The organism is Blautia sp. HCP3S3_H10_2, assembly GCF_052122375.1.
Classification (GTDB): Bacteria; Bacillota; Clostridia; order Lachnospirales; family Lachnospiraceae; genus Blautia_A.
This window is the reverse complement of the sequence record NZ_JBQKCL010000018.1, coordinates 76,845-98,569: the sequence shown is the minus strand read 5'-3', so window position 1 is coordinate 98,569 and position 21,725 is coordinate 76,845. Positions and strand designations below refer to the sequence as shown.

Below are 21,725 nucleotides of genomic sequence, written 5' to 3'. Positions count from 1 at the left end.
ATGCGAATTACGACCGGTTTGTGCCTTAGCAATTCTGTCTATCAATTATTCACCAAATACAGCTTTGTAATCATTCTGGAATTTTACGATACCAGCATCTGTCAGCGGATGGTGGATCATCTGCTCAAGTACTTTAAATGGTACAGTAGCAATATCAGCACCTGCAAGAGCACACTGTGTTACATGCATTGGATGACGAACACTTGCAGCAATGATCTCTGTGTCAATTCCTGCAACAGCAAACATATCAGCAATCTGGCGGATAAGCTCAACACCGTCTGTAGAGATGTCATCCAGTCTTCCAAGGAATGGAGATACATATGTAGCGCCAGCTCTTGCTGCAAGAAGTGCCTGGTTAGCACTGAAGATCAGAGTTACATTTGTTTTGATTCCTTCTTTGGAAAGAACTTTTACTGCTTTAAGTCCTTCAGCTGTCATAGGAATCTTAACTACCATGTTCGGATGGATCTTAGCGATCTCACGTCCCTCACGGATCATGCCTTCTGCATCTGTTGTAGTAGCTTTAACCTCGCCGCTGATCGGTCCGTCAACGATTTCTGTGATTTCTTTGATTACTTCATTGAAATCTCTTCCCTCTTTTGCGATCAGGGATGGGTTTGTGGTTACTCCGCAGATGATTCCCATATCGTTAGCTGCTTTAATATCCTCAACTTTTGCTGTGTCAATAAAAAATTTCATTATTTTTTCCTCCTGAATGAATGGTTTCGCTTTATTTGCTTTCATTATACCAGACTTCATTTACAGGTCAAGGCGTCCAGATTTTATTAATAAATTTTCAATTAATAATTTTATTATTTATTAATTCTTTTAAACCTTTTTGCCTTTCTATTAATCAAATTCTCACAGTATTTATGGACTTTTCCAGTGTTTTCCAAACATGTTTTCCCAGAATTTATTACTAATAATTTCAATCAAATTATTTATTTAATCTTATTTTCATCTGTTTTTTCCAGTACAGGATCAGGTCTGTCTGTTCTTGCATAGCCTGTGGTTTTGCGCACAATGATCTTAGGATTATACTCAATATTATATACGCTGGTCGGACGGATTCCCTCCCCAAAGCGGATGCCTGTATCAATCTTACGGATAATGATATCGCAGGCATCTCTGCCCTTCAGATCAACAAAGTGATCAATTGTCGTAAGGGATACCCGGCGGATACCTGAATAAAATATATTATCACATCCGATCACAGATACATCCTTAGGCACACGCAGTCTGGCATCCTGAAGGGCGTCTACTGCGCCGATTGCCATCATATCATTCTGTCCTGCGATAGCTGTAAACCTGCCGCCATCCTCCAAAAGAGATTTCGTCAGTGCATACCCCATGGAATATTCCGAATCCGTACGGGGATTCCGGCGGTCAACCGACTCATCTGCGGCCTTAATGATCACATGCCCGGAAAGACCAGCTTTTTCAAATTCGCGGACAAAACCATCCACACGCTTGGAGCGCTGCCACTGCCTTCTGGTAAGAGGCGGCGTGATAAATGCCACATCCCGGTGTCCCAGGTCAAGCAGATGTCTTGCCATCAGGCGGCCAACCTCTGTATTATCCTGGTTGATTGCATCTACTGTACTGATTTTCTCTTTGTTACTGATAATGACCAGAGGAATACTCCGCGCCATCTCCTCCACCTGACTGATATAATCCGGGTGGGGATTACAGGCGTAAATAATTCCCTGCGGTGCCATTGCCCGGATCATCCGCAGATATTTTTCCTCCAGTCTTGCATCACGCTGGGTATTACAGATAAAGACTCCATAGCCCCTCTCATTTGCTACTGCCTCAATTCCCTGAAGAAGCAGTACATAATAAGGGCTGGTAATGGTCGGGCAAAAGACAACAATCAGTTTTTCCTTTTTGTTCTCTTTTTTATTTTTGTGGCCCGGAAGCTGATACCCCAGTTCTCTGGCTGCATTTTCCACCTTTTCCACAGTTTCTCTGGAAAAAGAGACATTGTACTTATGGTTCAGTACCATGGAGACCGTCGCCTGGGATACCCCTGCCTTTTCTGCCACATCGGACGAAGTTATCTTTTTTCTTGCCACAAAAATCACCACCCTGCCAGTTTAAATTTCCCACAAAATATTCAAACATATCCTAACGCCAGTTTAAAAAACCATTCCCAGACTGTGTTTCAAACACGTTCTGAAAATTTTTTTCGAACGGGTATTACAGTTCCACACGCCCCTCCAGTGCACGAAGCAACGTAACCTCATCAATATACTCCAGGTCACCGCCTACTGGCACACCGCTGGCAATCCGGCTGACCTTGATTCCAGTAGGTTTGATCAGCTTACTGATGTACATCGCCGTAGTTTCTCCCTCCAGACTGGAGTTCGTGGCAATGATCACTTCCTTTACATCTCCCTGAAGCCGCATGATCAGCTCTTTCAGTTTGATATCATCCGGGCCGATTCCCAGCATAGGGGAAATGGCGCCGTGAAGCACATGATAAACGCCTTCAAATTTGCCTGTTTTTTCATAGGCTGCAAGATCCCTGGTATTCTCCACTACCATGATCGTGCTGTGATCCCGCTTAGGATTGCTGCAGATCGGGCACATTTCCCTGTCCGTAAGGGTATAGCAGCACTTGCAGTACTGCACATTTGTCCTGGCATCCGTAATGGCCGCTGTAAGCTGCTGTACCTGCTCCTTGGGCATATTCATAATATGAAAAGCCAGACGCTGGGCAGATTTCGCACCAATTCCGGGAAGATGAGAAAGCTGCTCGATCAGTTTATTAATATGACTGCTGTAGTATTCCATCAGAATGGAAGACCTCCGCCAAGTCCGCCAAGACCACCTGTAAGCTTAGACATTACAGCCTGATTCTCCTGCTCAACTTTGCGAAGTGCTTCGTTGGTCGCTGCAACGATAAGATCCTCCAGCATTTCAATATCATCTGGATCTACTACTTCCTCTGCAAGCTTCACTTTCGTCACTTCTCTCTTACCAGAAATGGTTACTTCCACAGCTCCGCCGCCTGCAGCTGCTGTGAATTCTTTCTCTTCAAGAGCTTTCTGGTTTTCTTCCATCTGGCGCTGCATTTTCTGCGCCTGCTTCATAAGGTTGTTCATGTTTCCCGGCATACCCATGCCAGGAAATCCTCCACGCTTTGCCATTACAAAGTCCTCCTTTAATTTATTTTGCAAATACGATTGATCTTTTTATTCCTCTGTGTCATCAGGATCCTCTTCCACAACAATATCCATATGGATATTCTCGCGGAGAGCCTGATCTACAGTAATCTGGGCAAGATTGGTATGGTTGTGCTCTTTTGCCACTACCATCTTAAGTTCTACACTCTTGCCAGTCTGAGCCAGAATGATATTCTTCAGTTCTTCCTCAGCTTCCGGATTATCCACATAGGATTTTCCAAGGAAATCCTGGAATTCCACATAAAGAACCGGTTCCCCTGTCTGACCATTGTATTTTGGAATTGCTTTCTGGAGCATCTGTTTAAAAATGCCGCTGGTCTGGCCTACGATTACTTTCCAGCTGGCTACGATTTTCTGAAGATCTTCCGGTGCCGCCTTTTCCGGCTTCCTGGTCTGCCCATCCTCTGGTACACCTCCACCGGAAATAGCAGTACCTTCCATTCCACCGGTTCCCGGCTGTACAAATACCTGCTGTACAGGTCTTTCATCCATGCGCTGCTCCAGTACGCGGAGACGGTCCAGAACCGAATCCAGATTGGTCTCCATTGCCGGACGGCACAGCTTGATCAATGCGATTTCTACCAGAACACGCTTCTGGGTGGAATAGCGTATCTGGCTGGACAGGTCAGAAAAAATACGGATGTAGCGCATCAATGTCTCTACATCCACCATCTCACTTTCTTCTTTGAGAAGCTTCAGATTCTCCGATGATACATCTATCGCTTCCTCTGGATTCTCAGAGGTCTTCACCAGGAGAAGATTACGCATGTACCAGGTGAAATCCCCTACAAACTGTCCCAGCTCTCTTCCACCTACGATCAGATCCTCCAGAGTACGGATTGCTCCCGTCACATCTCCCTGGATTACTTTACGCAAAAGCTTACTGAACACTTCCGTATCCACAGCGCCAAGTACTTCCAGCACTTTATCATAAGTCAGTGTCTGTCCCAGGTAAAAAGCGATACACTGATCCAGGAGACTTAAAGCATCTCGCATGGAGCCATCTCCGGCTTTCGCCACATAGCGTACAGCCTTCTCCTCTGCATCTACTTTCTCAATCTTTAAAAGCTCATCCAGTCTTGCAGCAATGGTATCAATAGAAATACGATGAAAATCATAACGCTGGCATCTGGATAAAATAGTAATCGGTATCTTGTGAGCCTCTGTGGTCGCAAGAATGAAGATAACATAAGACGGAGGTTCCTCCAGTGTTTTCAGAAGAGCATTAAACGCTCCTGTAGAAAGCATGTGAACCTCGTCGATAATGTATACCTTATAGTTTCCTTCTGTAGGGCGGTAGGCCACCTCCTCACGGATCTCACGGATATTATCAACGCCGTTATTGGACGCCGCATCTATCTCGATCACATTCATGGAGGTGCCGGCCTGTATCGCCTTACACATTTCGCATTCGCCACAGGGGCTTCCATTTACCGGATGCTGGCAGTTTACTGCTTTTGCCAGTATTTTTGCAACGGTCGTCTTACCGGTTCCTCTGGTGCCGCAGAACAGATAAGCGTGACCTATACGGTTATGTTTGATCTGATTGGTCAGAGTGGTCACAATGTGATCCTGTCCTTTGACATCATCGAAATTATCCGGTCTGAACTTCCGGTATAGAGCGGTATAGCTCATTTATGGAAACTCCTTTCTAAGAGCCAGATCAGTCGCCGAAGCTGATACCGATCTGTTTGGCTGCCTTGACAGTCTGATCCTTAGGAGAAACCATCTTCAGCTTGCCGGCACATTCTTCAAGAGGTACTCTCTTGATCTTGCCATTTACAATGCCGATCATGATGCCATATTCTCCATCCAGGATTGCTTCTGCGGCGCCTGCTCCGATTCTGGTGGAAAGCACACGGTCATATGCACATGGTGCTCCTCCACGCTGTGTGTGTCCAGGAACTGTGATTCTTACTTCGGAACCAAGTCTCTGGGTAATCTGGTCTGCGATTTCATAAGATACGGAAGGATACTTCTTCGCACGGTCTTCCAGCTTCTTCTTATAATCTTTCTTGGAAAGCAATGCGTCTTCTTTGGAGATTGCTCCCTCAGCTACTGCAAGGATCGTGAAGCGCTTGCCAGCTTTGGATCTCTTCTGGATAGCCGCAACAACTTTCTCGATGTCATACGGAATTTCCGGAATCAGGATAATATCTGCTCCGCCAGCGATTCCTGCGTGTAAAGTAAGGCTTCCTACTTTATGACCCATAACTTCTACAATAAATACACGGCCATGGGAAGCTGCTGTAGTATGAATGCAGTCGATTGCATTGGTCGCAATATTTACTGCGCTCTGGAAACCAAATGTCATATCGGTTCCCCAGATATCATTATCGATCGTCTTCGGCAGATGAATGATATTCAGCCCTTCTTCTCTTAAAAGATTGGCTGTCTTCTGGGTTCCATTTCCACCAAGAATTACCAGGCAATCCAGACAGAGCTTATAATAAGTCTGCTTCATAGCCTCAACCTTATCCAGTCCATTTGCATCTGGTACACGCATAAGCTTAAACGGCTGTCTGGAAGTACCAAGGATCGTTCCACCCTGTGTAAGGATTCCGGAAAAGTCCTTAGATGTAAGCATACGGTATTTGCCGTAGATCAATCCTTTGTATCCATCATCAAAGCCGTAAACCTCCAGATCATCGATGCTGTTCGTCAGTCCCTTTACAACTCCACGCATGGTGGCATTCAGGGCCTGGCAGTCACCGCCGCTTGTTAATAAGCCGATTCTTTTAATCATAGTACCCTCCATTTCTGTGTCTTTGGCAAGTGTTACACCAGTAGCACACACATTTAATGCTTGGCTTTAATTATATAATATTTCGTTGGCTGGCACAACAAGGAATTTGAATCTGGCAGAAAATGAATTGTTGATGAATCGGTTTCCGACAAATCTATTGACAAATCAGCTTTCTTCTATTATAATTAAATTCCGCGCAGCCGGGGAGATAGCGGTGCCCTGTACCTGCAATCCGCTACAGCAGGGGTGATGCCAATCTGAGGCTTGTATCTTGTGGAGCTGCCCTTTATAAGTGGCGTTGACGTTTGGGTCTTACGCAACAGGACTCTACGAACCGTGTCAGGACAGGAATGTAGCAGCACTAAGTAGAATCTCCTGTGTGCCGTGAGGGTGCCTGGGCTGAGTTAACTGTAGAGGTAACGTCTGTGAGACCATTCCGAGGTGCGGCGCGCGTAATAAGATAATTGTGGAACGTCTGATGAGGACGTTCTTTTTTTGTATTTACAGATTTTCCCATTGCATAAGAGAGAATCCTGCCCGGCAGGGCTTTTTATGTAATAGGAGATTCCAACAGAATTTCCTATTACATAAAAAAAGGCATATACCGCAATCCAGAAATCCATTGCAATATATGCCTGAGCAATCTGATTATTTACACAGCTCCGCTACTACCTGATTGATCACCTTGCCATCAGCCTTTCCTTTCAGCTCTGGCATGATCGTTTTCATAATCTGACCTTTGTTTCCGGATGCAATAAGCTCTGCATGTTTCTCCTGCAGATAAGCTTTGATTTCGGAAGCATCCATCAGCTTCGGCGCATATTTGGCAATTACATCATATCTTGCCTGATACTCGTCTCTCAGATCCTGTCTGGATTCCGGACAGGTATCGATCTGCTCTTTCACAGATTTCAGTTCCTTCAGGATCACACGGTCAACCAGTTCACTGCTGATGTCATCACGGCAGCCTTCGTCGATTGCTACTTTCTTCACAGCTGAAATCAGGGAAGAAACTGCGTCCTTTGTTACTTTATCCTTTGCTTTCATGGCTGCTACCATGTCTTTTCTTAATGCTTCAAGTTCCATTGTGATTTTCCTCCTGTCATTTTCCACTTTCGATTCTGCCTCTTATTTTCCTGATAAAGCGGTAAAATTTCTGTGGACAATTCTTACATTTGCTCCTTATCATACCACTATTTTTCTAAATTTCCAACCTGCGCGGCCAAAGATTTTTTCAGCATTTTCTTCTTTTCCCGCAATTCCCGGAAGAAATCGGAAAGCATAATGGAGCACTCCTCCTGTAAAACGCCACGGATTACCTCCACCTTGTGGTTGAATCCATCCATTTCCAAAAGATTTAATACCGAGCCTGCACATCCTGCCTTGGGATTCATGCTGCCGATCACTACACGGTCAATCCGCGACTGCATAAGTGCCCCGGCACACATCTGACATGGCTCTAATGTCACATACATGGTGCAGCCCTCAAGGCGCCAGTCTCCAAGCTTTTTGCTGGCTTTTTTGATTGCATTTAATTCCGCATGGGAAAGAGTATTCTTGTCTGTATTTCTCCGGTTATAGCCCCGTGCAATGATCTTTCCGTCGCAGACGATCACACAGCCAATGGGAACCTCTTCCAGCACTCTGGCCTTTTTCGCCTGACGGATTGCTTCTTTCATATATCGTTCCTGATCTGTAAGCATATATTTTTATACTTCCTTATCTTTGTATTATGTAACTGTTTACAGCCGCACTGGTGAAACAAAACGCCCTCTGGAGATTGTCTTTGTACTGTTACGATGTTTCCCGTATATTCCGCATCTTTTTCCAATAGTATACAACTCCCACAATGTCTGCAAGAGCCCATCCGATTGGAACAGACACCCAGATTCCCGTCACACCAATAGCTGGTACTGCAGATAAAGTATATGCAAGCACGACTCTGGTTCCAAGGGAAAGGATCGTCAGGATCACAGACATCCCTGGCATTTTCACAGCACGGTAATAACCGTACAACAGGAAAAGAAGTCCGATTCCAAAATAAAATGCACCTTCAATCCTAAGATATCCCATGCCAATTGCTATAATTTCCCTTTCAGAAGCTTTCACAAAGATTCCCATAAGCGGTTCTGCAAAGGCGCAGACTGCCGCACTGATCACCATGCAAAATACAAATGCAGTCGTCACTGCACTTTTTATACCCTGGGAAATTCTTTTTTCCTGCTTTGCCCCATAGTTCTGGGCTATAAAAGTAGAAAAAGCATTTCCAAAATCCTGTACTGGCATATAGGCAAAAGAGTCGATTTTCACAGCTGCCGCGAATGCTGCCATAACTGCTGTTCCGAAGCTGTTTACCCTTCCCTGTACCATCAGGATTCCAAAGTTCATGATAGACTGCTGCAGACAGGTAAGAAAAGATAACTGGGCAATCTCTCCCAGAATCTTTTTATCAAAATGCATTTCTTCTCTGGAAATGCGAAATTCCGGAAAGTACATTAAAGTGTACACTGTAATCCCAATGCCAGACACGAATTGTGCAAGTACAGTCGCACCTGCAGCTCCGGCCACACCCCATTGAAATCCAAGAACAAACAGCAGATCCAGCCCAATATTCAGTACAGTGGATACTGCAAGAAAAATCAACGGAATCACCGAATTTCCCACAGCTCGAAGAAGTGCGGCAAAATAATTATATAAAAAAGTTGCACTGATTCCTACGAAAATAATCAACAGATATGTCCGCATATAGGGAACCACTTCTGCCGGAACCTGAAGGACTTTCAATATCAACGGCTGAAAGGCATATACTGCAATGTTGATAACCACTGTCATAGCCGCGATCAACCCAAAGGAATGAAGGATTCCCTCTTTTAGACGCTTCTCATCTTTTTGCCCGAAGCGGATGGAGAATACGGCACCGCTTCCCATACACATTCCGATCAGAATTGACGTAAGAAATGTCATAAGAGTATAAGACGAACCAACTGCTGCAAGTGCATTGGCGCCTAAATACCTTCCCACGATCAGTGTGTCGGCAATATTATAACATTGCTGCAAAAGGTTTCCAGCCATCAAGGGCAAAGCAAACAGAAGCAGATTTCCTGTAATGCTGCCTCTTGTCAGATCTCTTTGTTTCATTTTTCTTTTTCCTCATCCGTAACACATATATTTCCAATGAATGCTTCTATTATAGGCAGTCTGCGGATGGATGTCAATTTCCAGCTGCTCCATTCAGCTGATAACTGTACCAGTACAAGCGGGCGGATCAATTGCCCGGTACCAGTAACCGCCTCTGCCTTTTTTCACTTTGATATAGCTGCTTTCTTTGAAGCAGGAAAAGCCGAACATGCCGGCCATGAACTGTTCCTGCTGGTCATAGCTTCCCGGCACACCAAGTATGTATCTTCCGTTTTGTTTCCGGCACAAAAGGATGTGCCCGAAATTATAGTAACCATATTGCAAGAATCGGTTATTGCGCATGGCACATTGGCGTCTCGGAAAATGGACCAGATCCTGAGGGGTAATTTGCCAGCACTGCTGCAGGTCTCCATCGGAAAATGGGCAGAAAGGCTTTCCGAAAGGTAGTGTAGCCTGCTCTTTTTCGCATTCTGCTTCCTGTGCTCTCATCTCATCTTCTTTTTCCGGAATTTCTTCTGGGGCTGGCGGGATTTTCACTGGGGCTTCCTGTTCCACAGTGGCTTTACTTTCTGCTATTTGTTCTGTTGTTTTCTCTGGTTCTGGGATTTTCTCCGATTCTGAATTTTTCTCCAGCTCTGTGGCTACTATTTTTTCCCTTTTTGTTTCTGTTGTCCCCTCTGTTTCTCTTCTAATTTCATTTTCTGTTTTTATTTCTGTCTTTTCTTCTTTCTCTGTAGCTACAGGTGCTTCCGCGATTTTTCTTATTTCTGACGTTTTTTCTTTCTCTGCGATCTCTTCCTTCCCATATTCTTTTTTCGCAGACAGACCTATCTCTTTAAAATTTTCCGGTCGTATTGCCTGGTCATCCCATTCAGTTCCAAAAAATCCACCTGTTTGGGTAATCAGAATCATACCACCCATTTTTCCAAGAGGCGTTCCCGAACCGCCCATATCCGTCCCGTCAGTTTCCACCTGGCAATCAATCTTGTTTTTTTCTGTATTGCAATCTCCTATCTGAATTCCATTTATAAGGCCGTCTTTTCTCACAAATCCGTATATTTTACACTTGTCACCTGCTGCCAGTCCGGCTACCTGAAGATGAATCTCAATCGTACAGACTCTTTCCCGGACTTCTACCTTCATAAATCCACAATTTTTTTCTTTTTTTCCTTTTTTGTATTCATATACATATGCGATAAACCGCCGATATCCAGCCAAATGACACCCTCCCTGTTTGTTCATACACTTGCTTCATTAATGTATATGAACGACTGGGATTTTCATTCATAAAATATGACATGTATTTTCTCCACAAAACCATAGCAGAAGTGCTCCCCTAAATAATTGAATCCATTTAACTTTGTGATTTTAATTTTTAATTTTTTTCATTTTTGTGTTGACAAACCATCACAACCTATGTATAATATCACTTGTCGTTGACGAAGTGTGGCTCAGTTTGGTAGAGCGCTGCGTTCGGGACGCAGAGGTCGTGGGTTCGAATCCCGTCACTTCGACTACTTGGCAGGGGCGCCGAAAGCTTTGAGGAATCAAGGTTTTCGGTGTTTTTTTATGCTTGTAAATAGTGTGCTTGAAATAGCTAAAAAATGACTGGTCACGAATTTGGTCACGAATTTTTTATACACATGCAGTTATTATAAAAGGGAACCCAAAGGTTCCCTTTTGTAACTACTTATTATTGACGCGGAATTGGATATTGTGCACCCATCTTCCAGTCTTTTGAGAAATCAAGTGTTGAATACGCAGCAATATTTGACAGATTATTGTTTTCAACTTTTTCAACTCATGTATACTGACTTTCTGGCGCTCCAGTCTCTGATGCTGAGTTCAAATAATAACAATCAACAATATACCCTTCCGCTACATGTTCACAAATTCCAAAACGAGCTTTTCCTACATTTACACAATTTTTTACAATAGAATCATAGTAATAATTATATCCTATTATACCGCTGCGATTACCTATATCTCCTGCATTTAAAGAATTGTAAATTTTTCCGCATTGGCAGTAACCTGCAATTCCGCCAATACCCTTATAGTCATTATATAAGTTATCAGAATAATTCTGTACAACTTTTCCATAATTTATAACATAATTTATTATTCCTGCATAATTATACCCAACAATTCCTCCAACAGAGTAAGCTCCTTCTATCGTACCATAATTTGTACATTTTTCAACAATTCCATAGGATACAAAACAGATTCCACCACTTTGAGCGCTACGAAATTGATCATTTCCCAAAATATCTTTGTAATAACCATTGGCACTCACATTTGCATAATTCACACAGTGCGAAATTGTTTTATTATTTTCTATTACTAATCCAGCCGCACAGCCTCCCTCTACAACAGATAATATCCGCTAAGATCAATATCTTTTCCCAGTACATAAGTTCTCCCCTTTGAATCTGACGCAAGAATATCACTTAACTGCTTTGCAGTCGTAATAACTGTAGAATTATCTGTTGGTTTATTCGGATTAGCAGCTGGAGTTGCTCCCTTCACAGTCACCTTGCAGCTTGCTTTCTTCTTGCTTCCATCTTTAGCAGTTGCCGTGATGGTGATAGTTCCGCTCTTTCTTCCAGTCACTACACCTTTCGCGGAAACAATTGCAACAGAGGTATTGCTGCTTTTCCATGTAACATTTTTGTTATTCGCAGTTGCCGGACCAACTGTGGCTTTTAAAGTTACACTCTTTCCTACGGTTATATTTGCTGACTTTTTATTCAGTTTTACACTTGTCACTGGCTGCTTTACGGTAACCTTGCAGGTAAGTTTGCTTTTTCCATATTTCGCAGTAATTACCGCAGTTCCTTTTTTCTTAGCTTTTATAACGCCTTTTGAAGATACTGTTGCTACGTTCTTTTTACTGCTTGTCGAGGTGATTTTCCCTTTGGTTCCACTGGCTTTCAATGTGTAGCTTTTTCCCACATTAAGGGAAAGACTCTTTTTGTTCAGCTTGGCCGCACTGACTGATACTGGCATGGCAGCCAGGCTTACCAGGAAGCACATTAACAGCAGTACAGATAATTTTTTAATCTTTTTCATACGCATTGCTCCTTTCGTATGTGATATTAAATTTTGGACAATTTTCACAAAATTCGTACATTTGATTATATATATATCTGTGTATTTTATGTCAATATGCTCGTTGCATAGTCTTACATTGTCAGTCTTTCCGACCGAGATAGTTATTGTTCACTGGCAATTCTTCACAATCAAATAATTCTCTTTATGCAAAAGAACCGGATTTCCGCAAGATGCTGAATATCCGGTTCTTTATTGCATAATAAAAGGTCTGTCGTCCCGTCCAAAGTGCTTTTTTCAATACATCATTTACTTTCCCACCTGCTGGGCTGTTCCTGACAGATCCGATTCCACTGGCAGTCCCCGCAGATTTCTTCACGTTTTCCTGTGGATATGATTTTTTGCTGTACTGCATCTGTAAATTCATAGAAAGCAAGCATCTGCCCTTCTTTTAGTCCACATTCATCCAGTACTGCCGTGTCATATCGCCTCACTTTCTCTGCTGCTTCGCAGATTCCCTCACAATTGTTGGGACAGGCGGAACATATTTCATCTGTTTGCATGACCAGACGTACATCTGCACCTTCGGTAAAAAGATCCAGCATTTCCTGCATATGGGCTGTAAATCCATTACTGTATCCATTTCCGATAAAAAACGCCAGGCACATCCCGTGATGAGGGCGAATGGGATATGTCTGACGTTCTTTCTTACTGAATCGGGACAATTTTGCGTACCCTTCTGGACAAAATAAATGCCAGCGCAATTTTCACAAGATCAGGAATGATAAACGGAATGACGCACCAGCCCAGTACGGTTCCAAGTCCAACAGCTCCTGTTGTCCGTGTATATACGATCATAAACCAGATTGTTCCCATTGCATAGCAGACGATCAGGCCAACTACCATAGAGATAATCTGGACTACAGGCTTCTTGCCCCAGAGGGACTCCATAGCCCACATTACCAGCGCGGAGAAAAGAAATCCGATAATGTAACCACCGGTGTTGTTAAGAAGGATTCCAAGCCCTCCGGAAAATCCTGCAAATACAGGAACGCCGATAGCTCCCAGCAGAATGTAAACCAGAACAGCCAGGCTGCCTCTTTTTCCACCAAGTACGCCAACAGCCATAAATACACCAAATGTCTGTAAGGTAAATGGTACTGTCATTGGAATGGAAATCCAGGAACAGATTGCGATCAGTACGGCAAAAATGGCTATGTATGCCATGTCGTAAGTTTTTGTCTTTGTTGCGGTTACGGTACTCATACTCTCCTCCTTGGGTAAATATTATTTTTGTCAGATACAATCTAACATAGCCCGCTTCAATTGTCAACCTATTATTTATTTTTGGTTTACATTCTGTTTTTTCTCAATTACCTGCAAGAATTAATTAACGGCTTTTCTATTTATCTCTAAAATTCAGCTAACTGCCCACTTTTCATATTTTCATTTCCGTATACAAAATACAGGCAATTCCTTTTGGAGGAACTGCCTGCACAATGATCAGCTGTAATATCTTTTACTATGGTTTGTTTCCATTCCAGCTTTTTACTGAATTCTGTTTTTTTGCATTTGCGCAAGTTGCTGCTTTAAACGTTGAATTTCCTCTTCTGCTCTATTCGCACGCTCTTCTGCCCTATCCGCGCGCTCCTTTTCTCTCTGCGTATTTCGTCTTTCAGCCTGGATGTCCATTTTTTCCATATTTTCAAATAAATATCCCATTCCACAACCTCCAATCTCGCCCATTAATTCTCTCGCATCCTCACTGGGCACATTCATTTTCATTAGTAAAGACCATAAGATATCCCTGTAAATTTCCTTTATTTCCTCAGGTGCATTTCCATAAATGGAATTAACAAGTTGTTCCGATACTTTACAGAATTCTTCATAGTCTTTTGGCGTTTGTATTTTATTAATCAGCATGACCAGCGACATTTCATCGTGTTTCTTACTGAGCTCCTCATTTGTGTATTCATTGACACTTACTACCTGATAAGTAAAATCCGGAATATATTTTTCCATCTGCTCCGCAAATTCAATCCGATCTTTCAAATGAAGATCTGCAGTCCAACGTTTCGCCCCTTCGTAATACACAATAGGAATAATCAGAGGGTATCGGAAGGACTTTCGTTTACTGCTTTCCTTCACTTTCTTATCCTGGCTTTTCTTATACTCCTGCCAAATGGCAGTCATATAACGTAGAAGCTGCATCGCTACATCATAATCGATATCACTTTTGTGCTCGATCAACGAAATTACATAGACCTCTCTTTCCAGTGTTCCATCGGTTTTGCGAATATATACTTTCTTTATCGTATCCGACTCATACTCAACACCTAAAAACGCACGATATTTCCGCGAAACATCCTCAATATCTTCCGGCTGTACATTAGCAAACAGTGAAATATTCGTATAATTTCTCAAGAACTGACTTGTCAGCCTGTCGTTTTTGAATATTTCACGGCTGTTTACATCTCTTACATGTTGTTCTGGATAGTAAACAATGTCTTTTTTTCTTTTGCTCTGTGTTTTTCTGCTCATTTTTCCTCCTTTATGGTGGAAACTTTCCACAGGACAAAAGATATTTACACAATCATCTTAGCATTTTAAATGTTGAAATACAATAAAATCACATATATTTTTCCCGGAAGAACTTCCCAAATCAGCCCAATCATGCTAAACTTAAGAAAAGTAATGCTACGGAGGTTTTTCTCATGGATGTGCACAGCATCAGTACCAGCTGCACCCGCACAGAGTTTGTAGGGACGGCAGTTCTGGATACCATCGGACTTGTAATTTCAGGAGTGGACGATACTCTTTTAAAAGAAATGAATATAGGAACCCGCTATCACACATTGGGACTTTTCAGCTCCCGGACAGGTGCTGCGGGACAGATCACAGCCGTTGATGACGCGGTGAAAGCTACCGGCACAGAAGTTCTTTCCATTGAATTTCCACGTGATACCAAGGGCTGGGGTGGACATGGCAACTATATTGTGATTGGTGGCAATGATGTTTCCGACGTACGCCATGCTATCTCACTGGCATTGGAACTGACGAACAAATATGCCGGCGAATTATACATCAGTGAATCTGGTCATCTGGAATTTGCTTTTTCTGCAAATGCCGGCGGTGCCCTTGCCATGGCATTCAATGCCGTTCCAGGGGAAGCTTTTGGATTCATGGCGGGCTCTCCTGCTGCCATCGGACTCGTAATGGCAGATACGGCAATGAAGGCATCTGCCGTCCATATCACCCGCTATATGACACCAAGTGTAGGCACCAGCCATTCCAATGAGGTAATCCTTGCTATCTCCGGCGATGCCAGCGCAGTAAAAGAAGCGGTACTGCAGGCACGTCAGATCGGACTGGAATTACTGATCGGAATGGGAAGCTATCCGGAAATTCCAGGGACTCCTTATTTATAAAATCAAGCCCCGCTATTATCAGGGAAAATAAAAACACTCAACAGCTTAAAAGGCTTTCTTTTACAGGCAAAACCTTCTAAGCTGTTGAGTGTTTTTTTATTTAATTCAATCTATAAACCTCAGCGCTCTGTAATCCAAATGCCAATGCCTCAGAATGGCTTCCACAATAGATATCCACATGACCATAAGGTGTTCCAAGATCCTCTACTGTATAAACAGTTCCATTGATCAGAAGCTGTGTGCCAAATGGAACCCCCGCCATGGCAACGGTTCTTCCAGCAGTTGGAACAGTTCCACTGGCGGTAAGGTTACCTGCAGTTCCACAGCACTGTGCACAATTGCAGTATGCTGTCAGAGTAAAAGTTCCAAGATAGGTTCCCTGTGAAGAACTTCCTGTACTTCCAGAAGTATCTTCTGTATTTCCGCTGTCACCTTCGGACTCTGCGTAAGAATCATCAGAAGCCCCACTTTCCTCTGTCGTGTCGTCTGCACTATAATCTCCATCCGACTCGCTGTATTCTCCGCTATCAGACTCACTATACTCTGCATCAGTGCCTCCATTCTCAGAGGAACTACTATCTGTTGCAGCCTCCTGCGCAGCTTCCGCTGCTGCCTGCTCAGCCTCTGCAACCTGCAGAAGATCATAAATGCTGCTGTCTGCACTGTCAATCTGTGTATTCAGCGCATTAATCTCATCCTGGCTGGCACTGATCTGATAAATATAAGACTGGATATTCTCACTGGTACTTGCAGTCAGTGCCTGCACCTCCTGCTGTTTGGCCGATTTTTCTTCCAGAAGAGCATCTATATTCTTCGCCTCTTCTTCTGCCTGCTCCTCCTGGGCTTTAATATCTGCCTGAAGCGCTTTATATTTCGCAAGCATATCTCTGTCATACTGGGAAATCTGGGCGATATTCTCAGCACGGTTCAAAAACTGTGCCAGATCCTCTGAAGATAAAAGCAATTCTAACATGGAAGCACTTCCATTCTCATACATATATACGATACGTTTCTTCATATCTTCGTACTGCTTATCAGATGTGGCCTTCGCTTCTTCCAGCTGGTTCTCCAGGGTTTTCAGCTGTTCCTCTTTCTGGGCGGCCTGGATTGCCAGATCCGATACACTGTTGGTAAGCTCTGTATACTGGCCATTCAGCTCCTCAAGGTAGCTCTCAAGCTCCTGCTTCTTACTGGTAAGAGACGCCATATTCGCCTGCTCCTGGTCCAGCGCCGTCTGGGCAGCATCTCTCTGGGCCTGTGCATCTGCGATCTGCTCTTCGGTGGAAGAAGCAAATACAGCCGCTGGCGCTGATACCATCATCATACCGGTTAAAAGCAATGTCAAAACTCTTTTTAATCTCATCTATGTAAACACCTCATTATCTTTTTCGTAGGTCAAGTATAACATATTTTGTAATTTTTTCAACACTTTTATTTAATTTTTGTAATATTTATGTAATATTTATTTTTTTGAAATGTGATTATGGAGTGCGATCCTGCCCGGCAGGGCTTTTTATGCTATAGGGAATTCCAACGGAATTTCCTATAGCATAAAAACACCCCGCATTCCGTGAATCTCTCCACAAAATGCAGGGTGTAAGAACCTCTTTTAACCAATCTGTATAACTACTATTCTATTCCTTATACAGCTGCCTCTTCAGCTGCAGCTTCCTTATATTTCTCGAGAATGATCGTCTGGATCTTGTCACGAGTGGAAGAATTGATCGGATGGGCAATATCACGGTATTCCCCATCAGTTGCTTTACGGCTTGGCATTGCGATGAAAAGACCTTTCTCTCCTTCGATCACCTTGATATCATGTACTACAAATTCTTCATCAATGGTGATGGAAACTACGGCTTTCATCTTTCCCTCCTTCGCAACCTTTCTCACCCGTACATCTGTAATGTTCATTTTTGCGGCCCCTTTCCTCTTAATCGCATTTCCTGCGCTTTAAGTCTTTTTGTATATTACAAGCTATATCTCTCATTTTTCTCCACAACGATCTTCACTTCTCCATCGCCGCTGTAGTAGGAATTGGCCCGGATCGTATCCCGGCTCTCAACAATACAATTCTCGATATGTGTATTATCCCCCAGATATACATCATTCAAAATCACAGAATTCTTAATCACACAGTTGTTTCCAACATAAACATCCTTAAACAGAACAGAGTTCTCAACAACACCATTCACAATGCATCCACTGGAAATCAGGCTGTTCTTCACCTCTGCGCCAGGATTGTATTTTGCCGGTGGAAGGTCATCGATCTTCGTCTTAATGCCCGGCTCCTGCTTGAAGAAATAGTTGCGGATCTCTGGTTTCAGGAAATCCATATTGGTTTTATAATAGGATTCAACTGTGGAAATATTGCTCCAATAGCTGTCAATCTTATATCCGTAGATTCTCTTAAGATTCTTATAACGGATCAGAATATCCTTAACGAAATCATTGCGGCCTTCCTGTGCAGCTTTCTCGATCAGCTCGATCAGCTGTCTTCTTCTGATCACATAAATACCGGTAGAAATCGTATTATACGGGGAAACCATCGGTTTCTCCTCAAATTCCTCGATTCTGCAGTCCTCATTCATGCGGAGTACTCCGAAACGCTCCACCTCTGAAGGATCCGGACAGGTTGTACACACAACTGTGATATCTGCACGCTTCGCAATGTGATATTCCAGCACCTTATTATAATCCATTTTATAAATACAATCGCCGGACGCAATGACAACATATGGTTCATGGCTGTTCTTCAGGAAGCTTAAGTTCTGATAGATCGCATCTGCAGTTCCCTGGTACCAGAAACCATTTTCTTTGGTGATAGTAGGCGTAAATACGAAAAGACCGCCCTGCTTTCTTCCGAAATCCCACCATTTGGAAGAACTTAAATGCTCATTCAGGGAACGGGCATTGTACTGGGTCAGTACCGCAACCTTCTGGATACGGGAATTCGCCATATTACTCAGGGCAAAATCAATACTTCTGTAGCTTCCGGCGATGGGCATTGCTGCAATCGCCCTCTTATCTGATAATTCTCTCATGCGGTTATTGTTGCCGCCTGCCAAAATAATTCCAATTGCTCTCATGCTTTGTCACCGTCCTTTGCTGCAATTACCTGTCCGCTTTCCAGGATACCGTCCGGGTAATCTGCCGGAGTGGTAACACCGGAAATCGCTGTGTTCTTTCCAATCTTAACATTGTCCGGAATCACAGAGCCTTCTCCTATGGTCGCAATGCCAAATGCATATACAGCAGGTTTCTTTACATTCGGTGCTTCCTCGCCGCAGCCAAGCACCACATCATTACCAATGGTAACATCCTCTGCCACGATTGCCTTGTCCATATCTACGTTCTCACCAATGGTTGTATTACGCATGATAATCGAATTTTTGATCACGCTGCCCTTGCCAATTACAACATTCGGTCCTATTACAGAATTATGTATCTCGCCATATATTTCAGATCCTTCACCGATCAGACATCTGTCCAGTACAGCATCCTCTGAAATATACTGTGGCTGAATGATATCACCCTTGGTATAAATCTTCCAGAATTCCTCATAGAGATTAAATTCCGGAATGATATCAATGAGCTCCATATTTGCTTCCCAGTAAGAACCAAGTGTCCCGACATCTTTCCAATAGCCATTGTATTCATAGGCGAAAAGACGCTGTCCTTTGTCTTTACAATAAGGAAGGATATGTTTACCAAAATCACAGCTCTGCTGATCCTTCAAGGCATAAAGCGCTTCCTTCAGAACCGGCCAGCTGAAAATATAAATTCCCATAGAAGCAAGATTGCTGCTTGGGTGCTCTGGTTTCTCCTCAAATTCGGTCACACGGAAGGTCTCATCCGTTACCATGATACCGAAACGGCTTGCTTCCTCGATTGGCACAGGCATACAGGCAATGGTAACATCTGCCTTATTTGCCTTGTGGAAGTCAAGCATCACCTCGTAATCCATCTTATATATATGATCTCCGGAAAGGATAAGCACATAATCAGGATTGTACTGCTCCATATACGCCATATTCTGGAAAATGGCATTGGCTGTTCCTGTGTACCACTCACTGTTTGTGCTCTTCTCATAAGGTGGAAGTACGGTCACACCGCCTTCATTTCTGTCCAGGTCCCACGGAACACCGATACCGATATGGGTATTCAGTCTCAGAGGCTGATACTGTGTCAGAACTCCAACTGTATCAATTCCTGAATTAATACAGTTACTTAACGGAAAGTCGATGATACGGTATTTTCCTCCAAAAGCAACTGCTGGTTTGGCCACTTTTTCTGTCAGTACCCCAAGTCTGCTGCCTTGGCCGCCGGCTAAGAGCATGGCAATCATTTCTTTTTTAATCATGCTATCACCTCTTGTTGTCGTTATGATTTATTATTATACCATACTTCTCTTATTTAGTGAACATTTTTTACAAAATAATTGGCGTCATTTTACTTTTTTTATCGTTATTGTACATGTTTTTTCGACAAACTTTAAAGTGCCTTTGTTATTTTTTATTCATTTTGTACAGTGTTAAAGAAATACTTTGTTTCACATATAGCTCGCCCAAAGAAATACTTTGCATTTTTCCCGGTTCGGGGTATAATAAATGAAAATAATGATAAAAACATCACTTTGATTAAGGAGATTATTATGTATCAGATAGACTTTCATAAACCGCTTCATATCCATTTTATCGGTATTGGCGGAATCAGCATGAGTGGACTGGCTGAGATTCTTCTTGGAGAAGATTTCAAGGTTTCCGGCTCCGATTCCAAAGAGAGCCCCCTTACCGATTCCCTTACGAAGAAAGGCGCACGTATTTTCTACGGACAGCGTGCTTCCAATATTACCGATGATGTAGAGCTTGTTGTTTACACTGCAGCCATTCATCCAGACAACCCGGAGTATGCCTGTGCAGTGGAAAAAGGCATTCCAATGCTTACCAGGGCACAGCTTCTTGGCCAGATCATGCGTAACTACGACACTCCGATCGCAGTCTCCGGTACCCATGGAAAAACAACCACTACTTCCATGATTTCCCAGATTCTTCTGGAAGCAGGCGCAGATCCCACCATCAGTGTTGGCGGAATCCTCCCTTCCATTGGTGGAAACATCCGCGTAGGCCAGTCTGAAACCTTTATCACAGAAGCCTGCGAGTATACCAACAGCTTTTTAAGCTTTTTCCCAAAGATCAGTGTCATCTTAAACATTGATGCGGATCATCTGGACTTTTTTAAGGACATCGATGACATCCGTCATTCTTTCCGCAAATTTGCCCAGCTGCTTCCTGCTGACGGAGCCCTGATCATCAACGCAGATACTCCTCACTATGAAGACATTATCAAAGATCTTCCATGTGAGGTGATTACATACGGCCTTGAGCATGACGCTCAGTATCAGGCTGCCGATATTACTTATGACAAATATGGACATGCTTCCTTCACAGTTCTGAAGGATGGCAAAAAGACCGGAAGCTTTTATCTGAAGGTTCCGGGCAGCCACAATGTTTCCAATGCACTGGCAGCGATCGCACTGGCCAGACTTCTTCAGATTCCGGACGAAACAATTGTCAAAGGACTGGGAAGCTTTACTGGTACAGACCGTCGTTTCCAATATAAAGGGGAAGTAGCAGGCGTTACCATCGTAGATGATTATGCCCATCATCCAACTGAGATCCAGGCCACCTTAAATGCTGCCCACAATTATCCTCACAAGAAACTGTGGTGCGTATTCCAGCCTCACACCTACACACGTACCAAGGCATTGCTTCCGGAGTTTGCACAGGCTCTTAAGCTGGCAGACCATGTAGTACTGGCTGATATCTATGCAGCAAGAGAGACTGATAATCTGGGAATCTCCTCACAGGATCTACAGGCAAGAATCCAGGAACTGGGTACTCCATGTGAGTATTTCCCTACTTTTGATGAAATCGAAAATTTCCTGCTGAATAATTGCGAAACAGGAGACCTTCTGATCACAATGGGTGCTGGCGATGTTGTAAAAATCGGTGAACAGCTGCTTGGCAAATAATCTGTGACATCTGTTGCCTTTGGTATCTTTTACAACTTTTTGCATCTTTTGCAACAATCTGCGGTATTTGCAACTTTTTGCAGTTTTACATCGGCGACTGTCATGGCTTTTTAAAGCCTGACAGCCGCCGTTTTTTATTTTGC

21 protein-coding genes, 1 tRNA gene and 1 other RNA gene are annotated in these 21,725 nt (G+C 43.3%); 4 read left to right on the top strand and 19 right to left on the bottom strand.

What is annotated here, in order from left to right; translation table 11 throughout:
* Positions 1–45: 45 nt before the first annotated feature.
* From fsa to ACTQWB_RS16765, 6 genes are all read right to left on the bottom strand, one after another.
* Complete coding sequence (gene fsa, locus ACTQWB_RS16790) at positions 46–699, bottom strand: fructose-6-phosphate aldolase (RefSeq protein WP_441502578.1); 654 nt, start codon at positions 697–699, stop codon at positions 46–48.
* A gap of 242 nt (positions 700–941) precedes the next feature.
* Positions 942–2,075, bottom strand: coding sequence for a LacI family DNA-binding transcriptional regulator (locus ACTQWB_RS16785; RefSeq protein ID WP_441502577.1), 1,134 nt, complete (start codon positions 2,073–2,075; stop codon positions 942–944).
* 124 nt (positions 2,076–2,199) lie between these two features.
* A complete protein-coding gene (gene recR, locus ACTQWB_RS16780; RefSeq protein WP_441502576.1) occupies positions 2,200–2,796 on the bottom strand; it encodes a recombination mediator RecR in 597 nt (198 codons plus the stop codon).
* Positions 2,796–3,152 (bottom strand): YbaB/EbfC family nucleoid-associated protein, encoded by a 357-nt coding sequence (locus ACTQWB_RS16775; RefSeq protein ID WP_021924790.1) that lies wholly within the window; start codon positions 3,150–3,152, stop codon positions 2,796–2,798. The genes recR and ACTQWB_RS16775 overlap by 1 nt, the downstream gene beginning before the upstream one ends.
* 45 nt (positions 3,153–3,197) lie before the next feature.
* Positions 3,198–4,823, bottom strand: coding sequence for a DNA polymerase III subunit gamma/tau (gene dnaX, locus ACTQWB_RS16770; RefSeq protein ID WP_441502575.1), 1,626 nt, complete (start codon positions 4,821–4,823; stop codon positions 3,198–3,200).
* A 28-nt stretch (positions 4,824–4,851) separates the two neighbouring features.
* A complete protein-coding gene (locus ACTQWB_RS16765; protein ID WP_441502574.1) occupies positions 4,852–5,934 on the bottom strand; it encodes a 6-phosphofructokinase in 1,083 nt (360 codons plus the stop codon).
* A 192-nt stretch (positions 5,935–6,126) separates the two neighbouring features.
* Here ACTQWB_RS16765 and ffs point away from each other — a divergent pair.
* Positions 6,127–6,388: signal recognition particle sRNA large type (gene ffs, locus ACTQWB_RS16760), an RNA gene on the top strand.
* A gap of 194 nt (positions 6,389–6,582) precedes the next feature.
* On the opposite strand, the gene ACTQWB_RS16755 is transcribed toward ffs, so the two are convergent.
* From ACTQWB_RS16755 to ACTQWB_RS16740, 4 genes are all read right to left on the bottom strand, one after another.
* On the bottom strand, positions 6,583–7,020 hold the full coding sequence (locus tag ACTQWB_RS16755) for a GatB/YqeY domain-containing protein (RefSeq protein ID WP_441502573.1): 438 nt from the start codon (positions 7,018–7,020) through the stop codon (positions 6,583–6,585).
* 107 nt (positions 7,021–7,127) lie between these two features.
* Complete coding sequence (gene tadA, locus ACTQWB_RS16750; protein ID WP_441502572.1) at positions 7,128–7,637, bottom strand: tRNA adenosine(34) deaminase TadA; 510 nt, start codon at positions 7,635–7,637, stop codon at positions 7,128–7,130.
* Between the two features lie 91 nt (positions 7,638–7,728).
* Positions 7,729–9,072: an MATE family efflux transporter gene (locus ACTQWB_RS16745; RefSeq protein WP_441502571.1), complete on the bottom strand. Its 1,344-nt coding sequence runs from the start codon at positions 9,070–9,072 to the stop codon at positions 7,729–7,731.
* Between the two features lie 93 nt (positions 9,073–9,165).
* Entirely contained in the window at positions 9,166–10,290 is a 1,125-nt protein-coding gene (locus tag ACTQWB_RS16740) for a DUF6128 domain-containing protein (RefSeq protein WP_441502570.1), read from the bottom strand.
* A 222-nt stretch (positions 10,291–10,512) separates the two neighbouring features.
* Between ACTQWB_RS16740 and ACTQWB_RS16735 the strand changes: the two genes are divergently transcribed.
* Positions 10,513–10,586: transfer RNA gene (locus ACTQWB_RS16735), tRNA-Pro, on the top strand.
* Between the two features lie 287 nt (positions 10,587–10,873).
* Here ACTQWB_RS16735 and ACTQWB_RS16730 read toward each other — a convergent pair.
* From ACTQWB_RS16730 to ACTQWB_RS16710, 5 genes are all read right to left on the bottom strand, one after another.
* Positions 10,874–11,365, bottom strand: a complete 492-nt coding sequence (locus ACTQWB_RS16730) for a hypothetical protein (protein ID WP_441502569.1) — start codon at positions 11,363–11,365, stop codon at positions 10,874–10,876.
* A 71-nt stretch (positions 11,366–11,436) separates the two neighbouring features.
* Entirely contained in the window at positions 11,437–12,141 is a 705-nt protein-coding gene (locus ACTQWB_RS16725; protein ID WP_441502568.1) for an Ig-like domain-containing protein, read from the bottom strand.
* 284 nt (positions 12,142–12,425) lie between these two features.
* On the bottom strand, positions 12,426–12,845 hold the full coding sequence (locus ACTQWB_RS16720) for a DUF1284 domain-containing protein (RefSeq protein ID WP_441502567.1): 420 nt from the start codon (positions 12,843–12,845) through the stop codon (positions 12,426–12,428).
* A complete protein-coding gene (locus tag ACTQWB_RS16715) occupies positions 12,829–13,386 on the bottom strand; it encodes a biotin transporter BioY (protein WP_441502566.1) in 558 nt (185 codons plus the stop codon). The genes ACTQWB_RS16720 and ACTQWB_RS16715 overlap by 17 nt, the downstream gene beginning before the upstream one ends.
* Before the next feature lie 282 nt (positions 13,387–13,668).
* On the bottom strand, positions 13,669–14,661 hold the full coding sequence (locus ACTQWB_RS16710; protein WP_441502565.1) for an Rpn family recombination-promoting nuclease/putative transposase: 993 nt from the start codon (positions 14,659–14,661) through the stop codon (positions 13,669–13,671).
* A gap of 173 nt (positions 14,662–14,834) precedes the next feature.
* Between ACTQWB_RS16710 and pduB the strand changes: the two genes are divergently transcribed.
* Positions 14,835–15,548 carry a microcompartment protein PduB gene (pduB, locus tag ACTQWB_RS16705; protein ID WP_441502564.1) on the top strand — a complete coding sequence of 238 codons (714 nt, stop codon included), beginning with the start codon at positions 14,835–14,837 and terminating at the stop codon, positions 15,546–15,548.
* A 100-nt stretch (positions 15,549–15,648) separates the two neighbouring features.
* Here the strand turns inward: pduB and ACTQWB_RS16700 are convergent, their stop codons facing one another.
* The 4 genes from ACTQWB_RS16700 to ACTQWB_RS16685 all read right to left on the bottom strand — a co-directional run bounded on the left by ACTQWB_RS16700 (position 15,649) and on the right by ACTQWB_RS16685 (position 19,911).
* Complete coding sequence (locus tag ACTQWB_RS16700) at positions 15,649–16,911, bottom strand: PcsB-like coiled-coil domain-containing protein (protein ID WP_441502563.1); 1,263 nt, start codon at positions 16,909–16,911, stop codon at positions 15,649–15,651.
* 278 nt (positions 16,912–17,189) lie between these two features.
* Positions 17,190–17,462: a septation regulator SpoVG gene (gene spoVG / locus ACTQWB_RS16695; RefSeq protein WP_441502562.1), complete on the bottom strand. Its 273-nt coding sequence runs from the start codon at positions 17,460–17,462 to the stop codon at positions 17,190–17,192.
* A gap of 56 nt (positions 17,463–17,518) precedes the next feature.
* On the bottom strand, positions 17,519–18,637 hold the full coding sequence (glgD, locus tag ACTQWB_RS16690; RefSeq protein ID WP_441502561.1) for a glucose-1-phosphate adenylyltransferase subunit GlgD: 1,119 nt from the start codon (positions 18,635–18,637) through the stop codon (positions 17,519–17,521).
* A complete protein-coding gene (locus ACTQWB_RS16685) occupies positions 18,634–19,911 on the bottom strand; it encodes a glucose-1-phosphate adenylyltransferase (protein ID WP_441502560.1) in 1,278 nt (425 codons plus the stop codon). Before ACTQWB_RS16685 ends, glgD begins: the two co-directional genes overlap by 4 nt.
* Positions 19,912–20,202: 291 nt before the next feature.
* Between ACTQWB_RS16685 and murC the strand changes: the two genes are divergently transcribed.
* A complete protein-coding gene (gene murC / locus ACTQWB_RS16680; protein WP_441502559.1) occupies positions 20,203–21,582 on the top strand; it encodes a UDP-N-acetylmuramate--L-alanine ligase in 1,380 nt (459 codons plus the stop codon).
* The last annotated feature ends 143 nt before the right edge of the window (positions 21,583–21,725 follow it).

Bases quoted from the DNA above. Each gene is read 5' to 3' on its own strand.
- fsa (WP_441502578.1), bottom strand. From the start codon at position 699: ATGAAATTTTTTATTGACACAGCAAAAGTTGAGGATATTAAAGCAGCT.
- recR (WP_441502576.1), bottom strand. From the start codon at position 2,796: ATGGAATACTACAGCAGTCATATTAATAAACTGATCGAGCAGCTTTCT.
- ACTQWB_RS16775 (WP_021924790.1), bottom strand. From the start codon at position 3,152: ATGGCAAAGCGTGGAGGATTTCCTGGCATGGGTATGCCGGGAAACATG.
- dnaX (WP_441502575.1), bottom strand. From the start codon at position 4,823: ATGAGCTATACCGCTCTATACCGGAAGTTCAGACCGGATAATTTCGAT.
- ACTQWB_RS16765 (WP_441502574.1), bottom strand. From the start codon at position 5,934: ATGATTAAAAGAATCGGCTTATTAACAAGCGGCGGTGACTGCCAGGCC.
- ACTQWB_RS16755 (WP_441502573.1), bottom strand. From the start codon at position 7,020: ATGGAACTTGAAGCATTAAGAAAAGACATGGTAGCAGCCATGAAAGCA.
- tadA (WP_441502572.1), bottom strand. From the start codon at position 7,637: ATGCTTACAGATCAGGAACGATATATGAAAGAAGCAATCCGTCAGGCG.
- ACTQWB_RS16745 (WP_441502571.1), bottom strand. From the start codon at position 9,072: ATGAAACAAAGAGATCTGACAAGAGGCAGCATTACAGGAAATCTGCTT.
- ACTQWB_RS16725 (WP_441502568.1), bottom strand. From the start codon at position 12,141: ATGAAAAAGATTAAAAAATTATCTGTACTGCTGTTAATGTGCTTCCTG.
- ACTQWB_RS16715 (WP_441502566.1), bottom strand. From the start codon at position 13,386: ATGAGTACCGTAACCGCAACAAAGACAAAAACTTACGACATGGCATAC.
- ACTQWB_RS16710 (WP_441502565.1), bottom strand. From the start codon at position 14,661: ATGAGCAGAAAAACACAGAGCAAAAGAAAAAAAGACATTGTTTACTAT.
- pduB (WP_441502564.1), top strand. From the start codon at position 14,835: ATGGATGTGCACAGCATCAGTACCAGCTGCACCCGCACAGAGTTTGTA.
- ACTQWB_RS16700 (WP_441502563.1), bottom strand. From the start codon at position 16,911: ATGAGATTAAAAAGAGTTTTGACATTGCTTTTAACCGGTATGATGATG.
- spoVG (WP_441502562.1), bottom strand. From the start codon at position 17,462: ATGAACATTACAGATGTACGGGTGAGAAAGGTTGCGAAGGAGGGAAAG.
- glgD (WP_441502561.1), bottom strand. From the start codon at position 18,637: ATGAGAGCAATTGGAATTATTTTGGCAGGCGGCAACAATAACCGCATG.
- ACTQWB_RS16685 (WP_441502560.1), bottom strand. From the start codon at position 19,911: ATGATTAAAAAAGAAATGATTGCCATGCTCTTAGCCGGCGGCCAAGGC.
- murC (WP_441502559.1), top strand. From the start codon at position 20,203: ATGTATCAGATAGACTTTCATAAACCGCTTCATATCCATTTTATCGGT.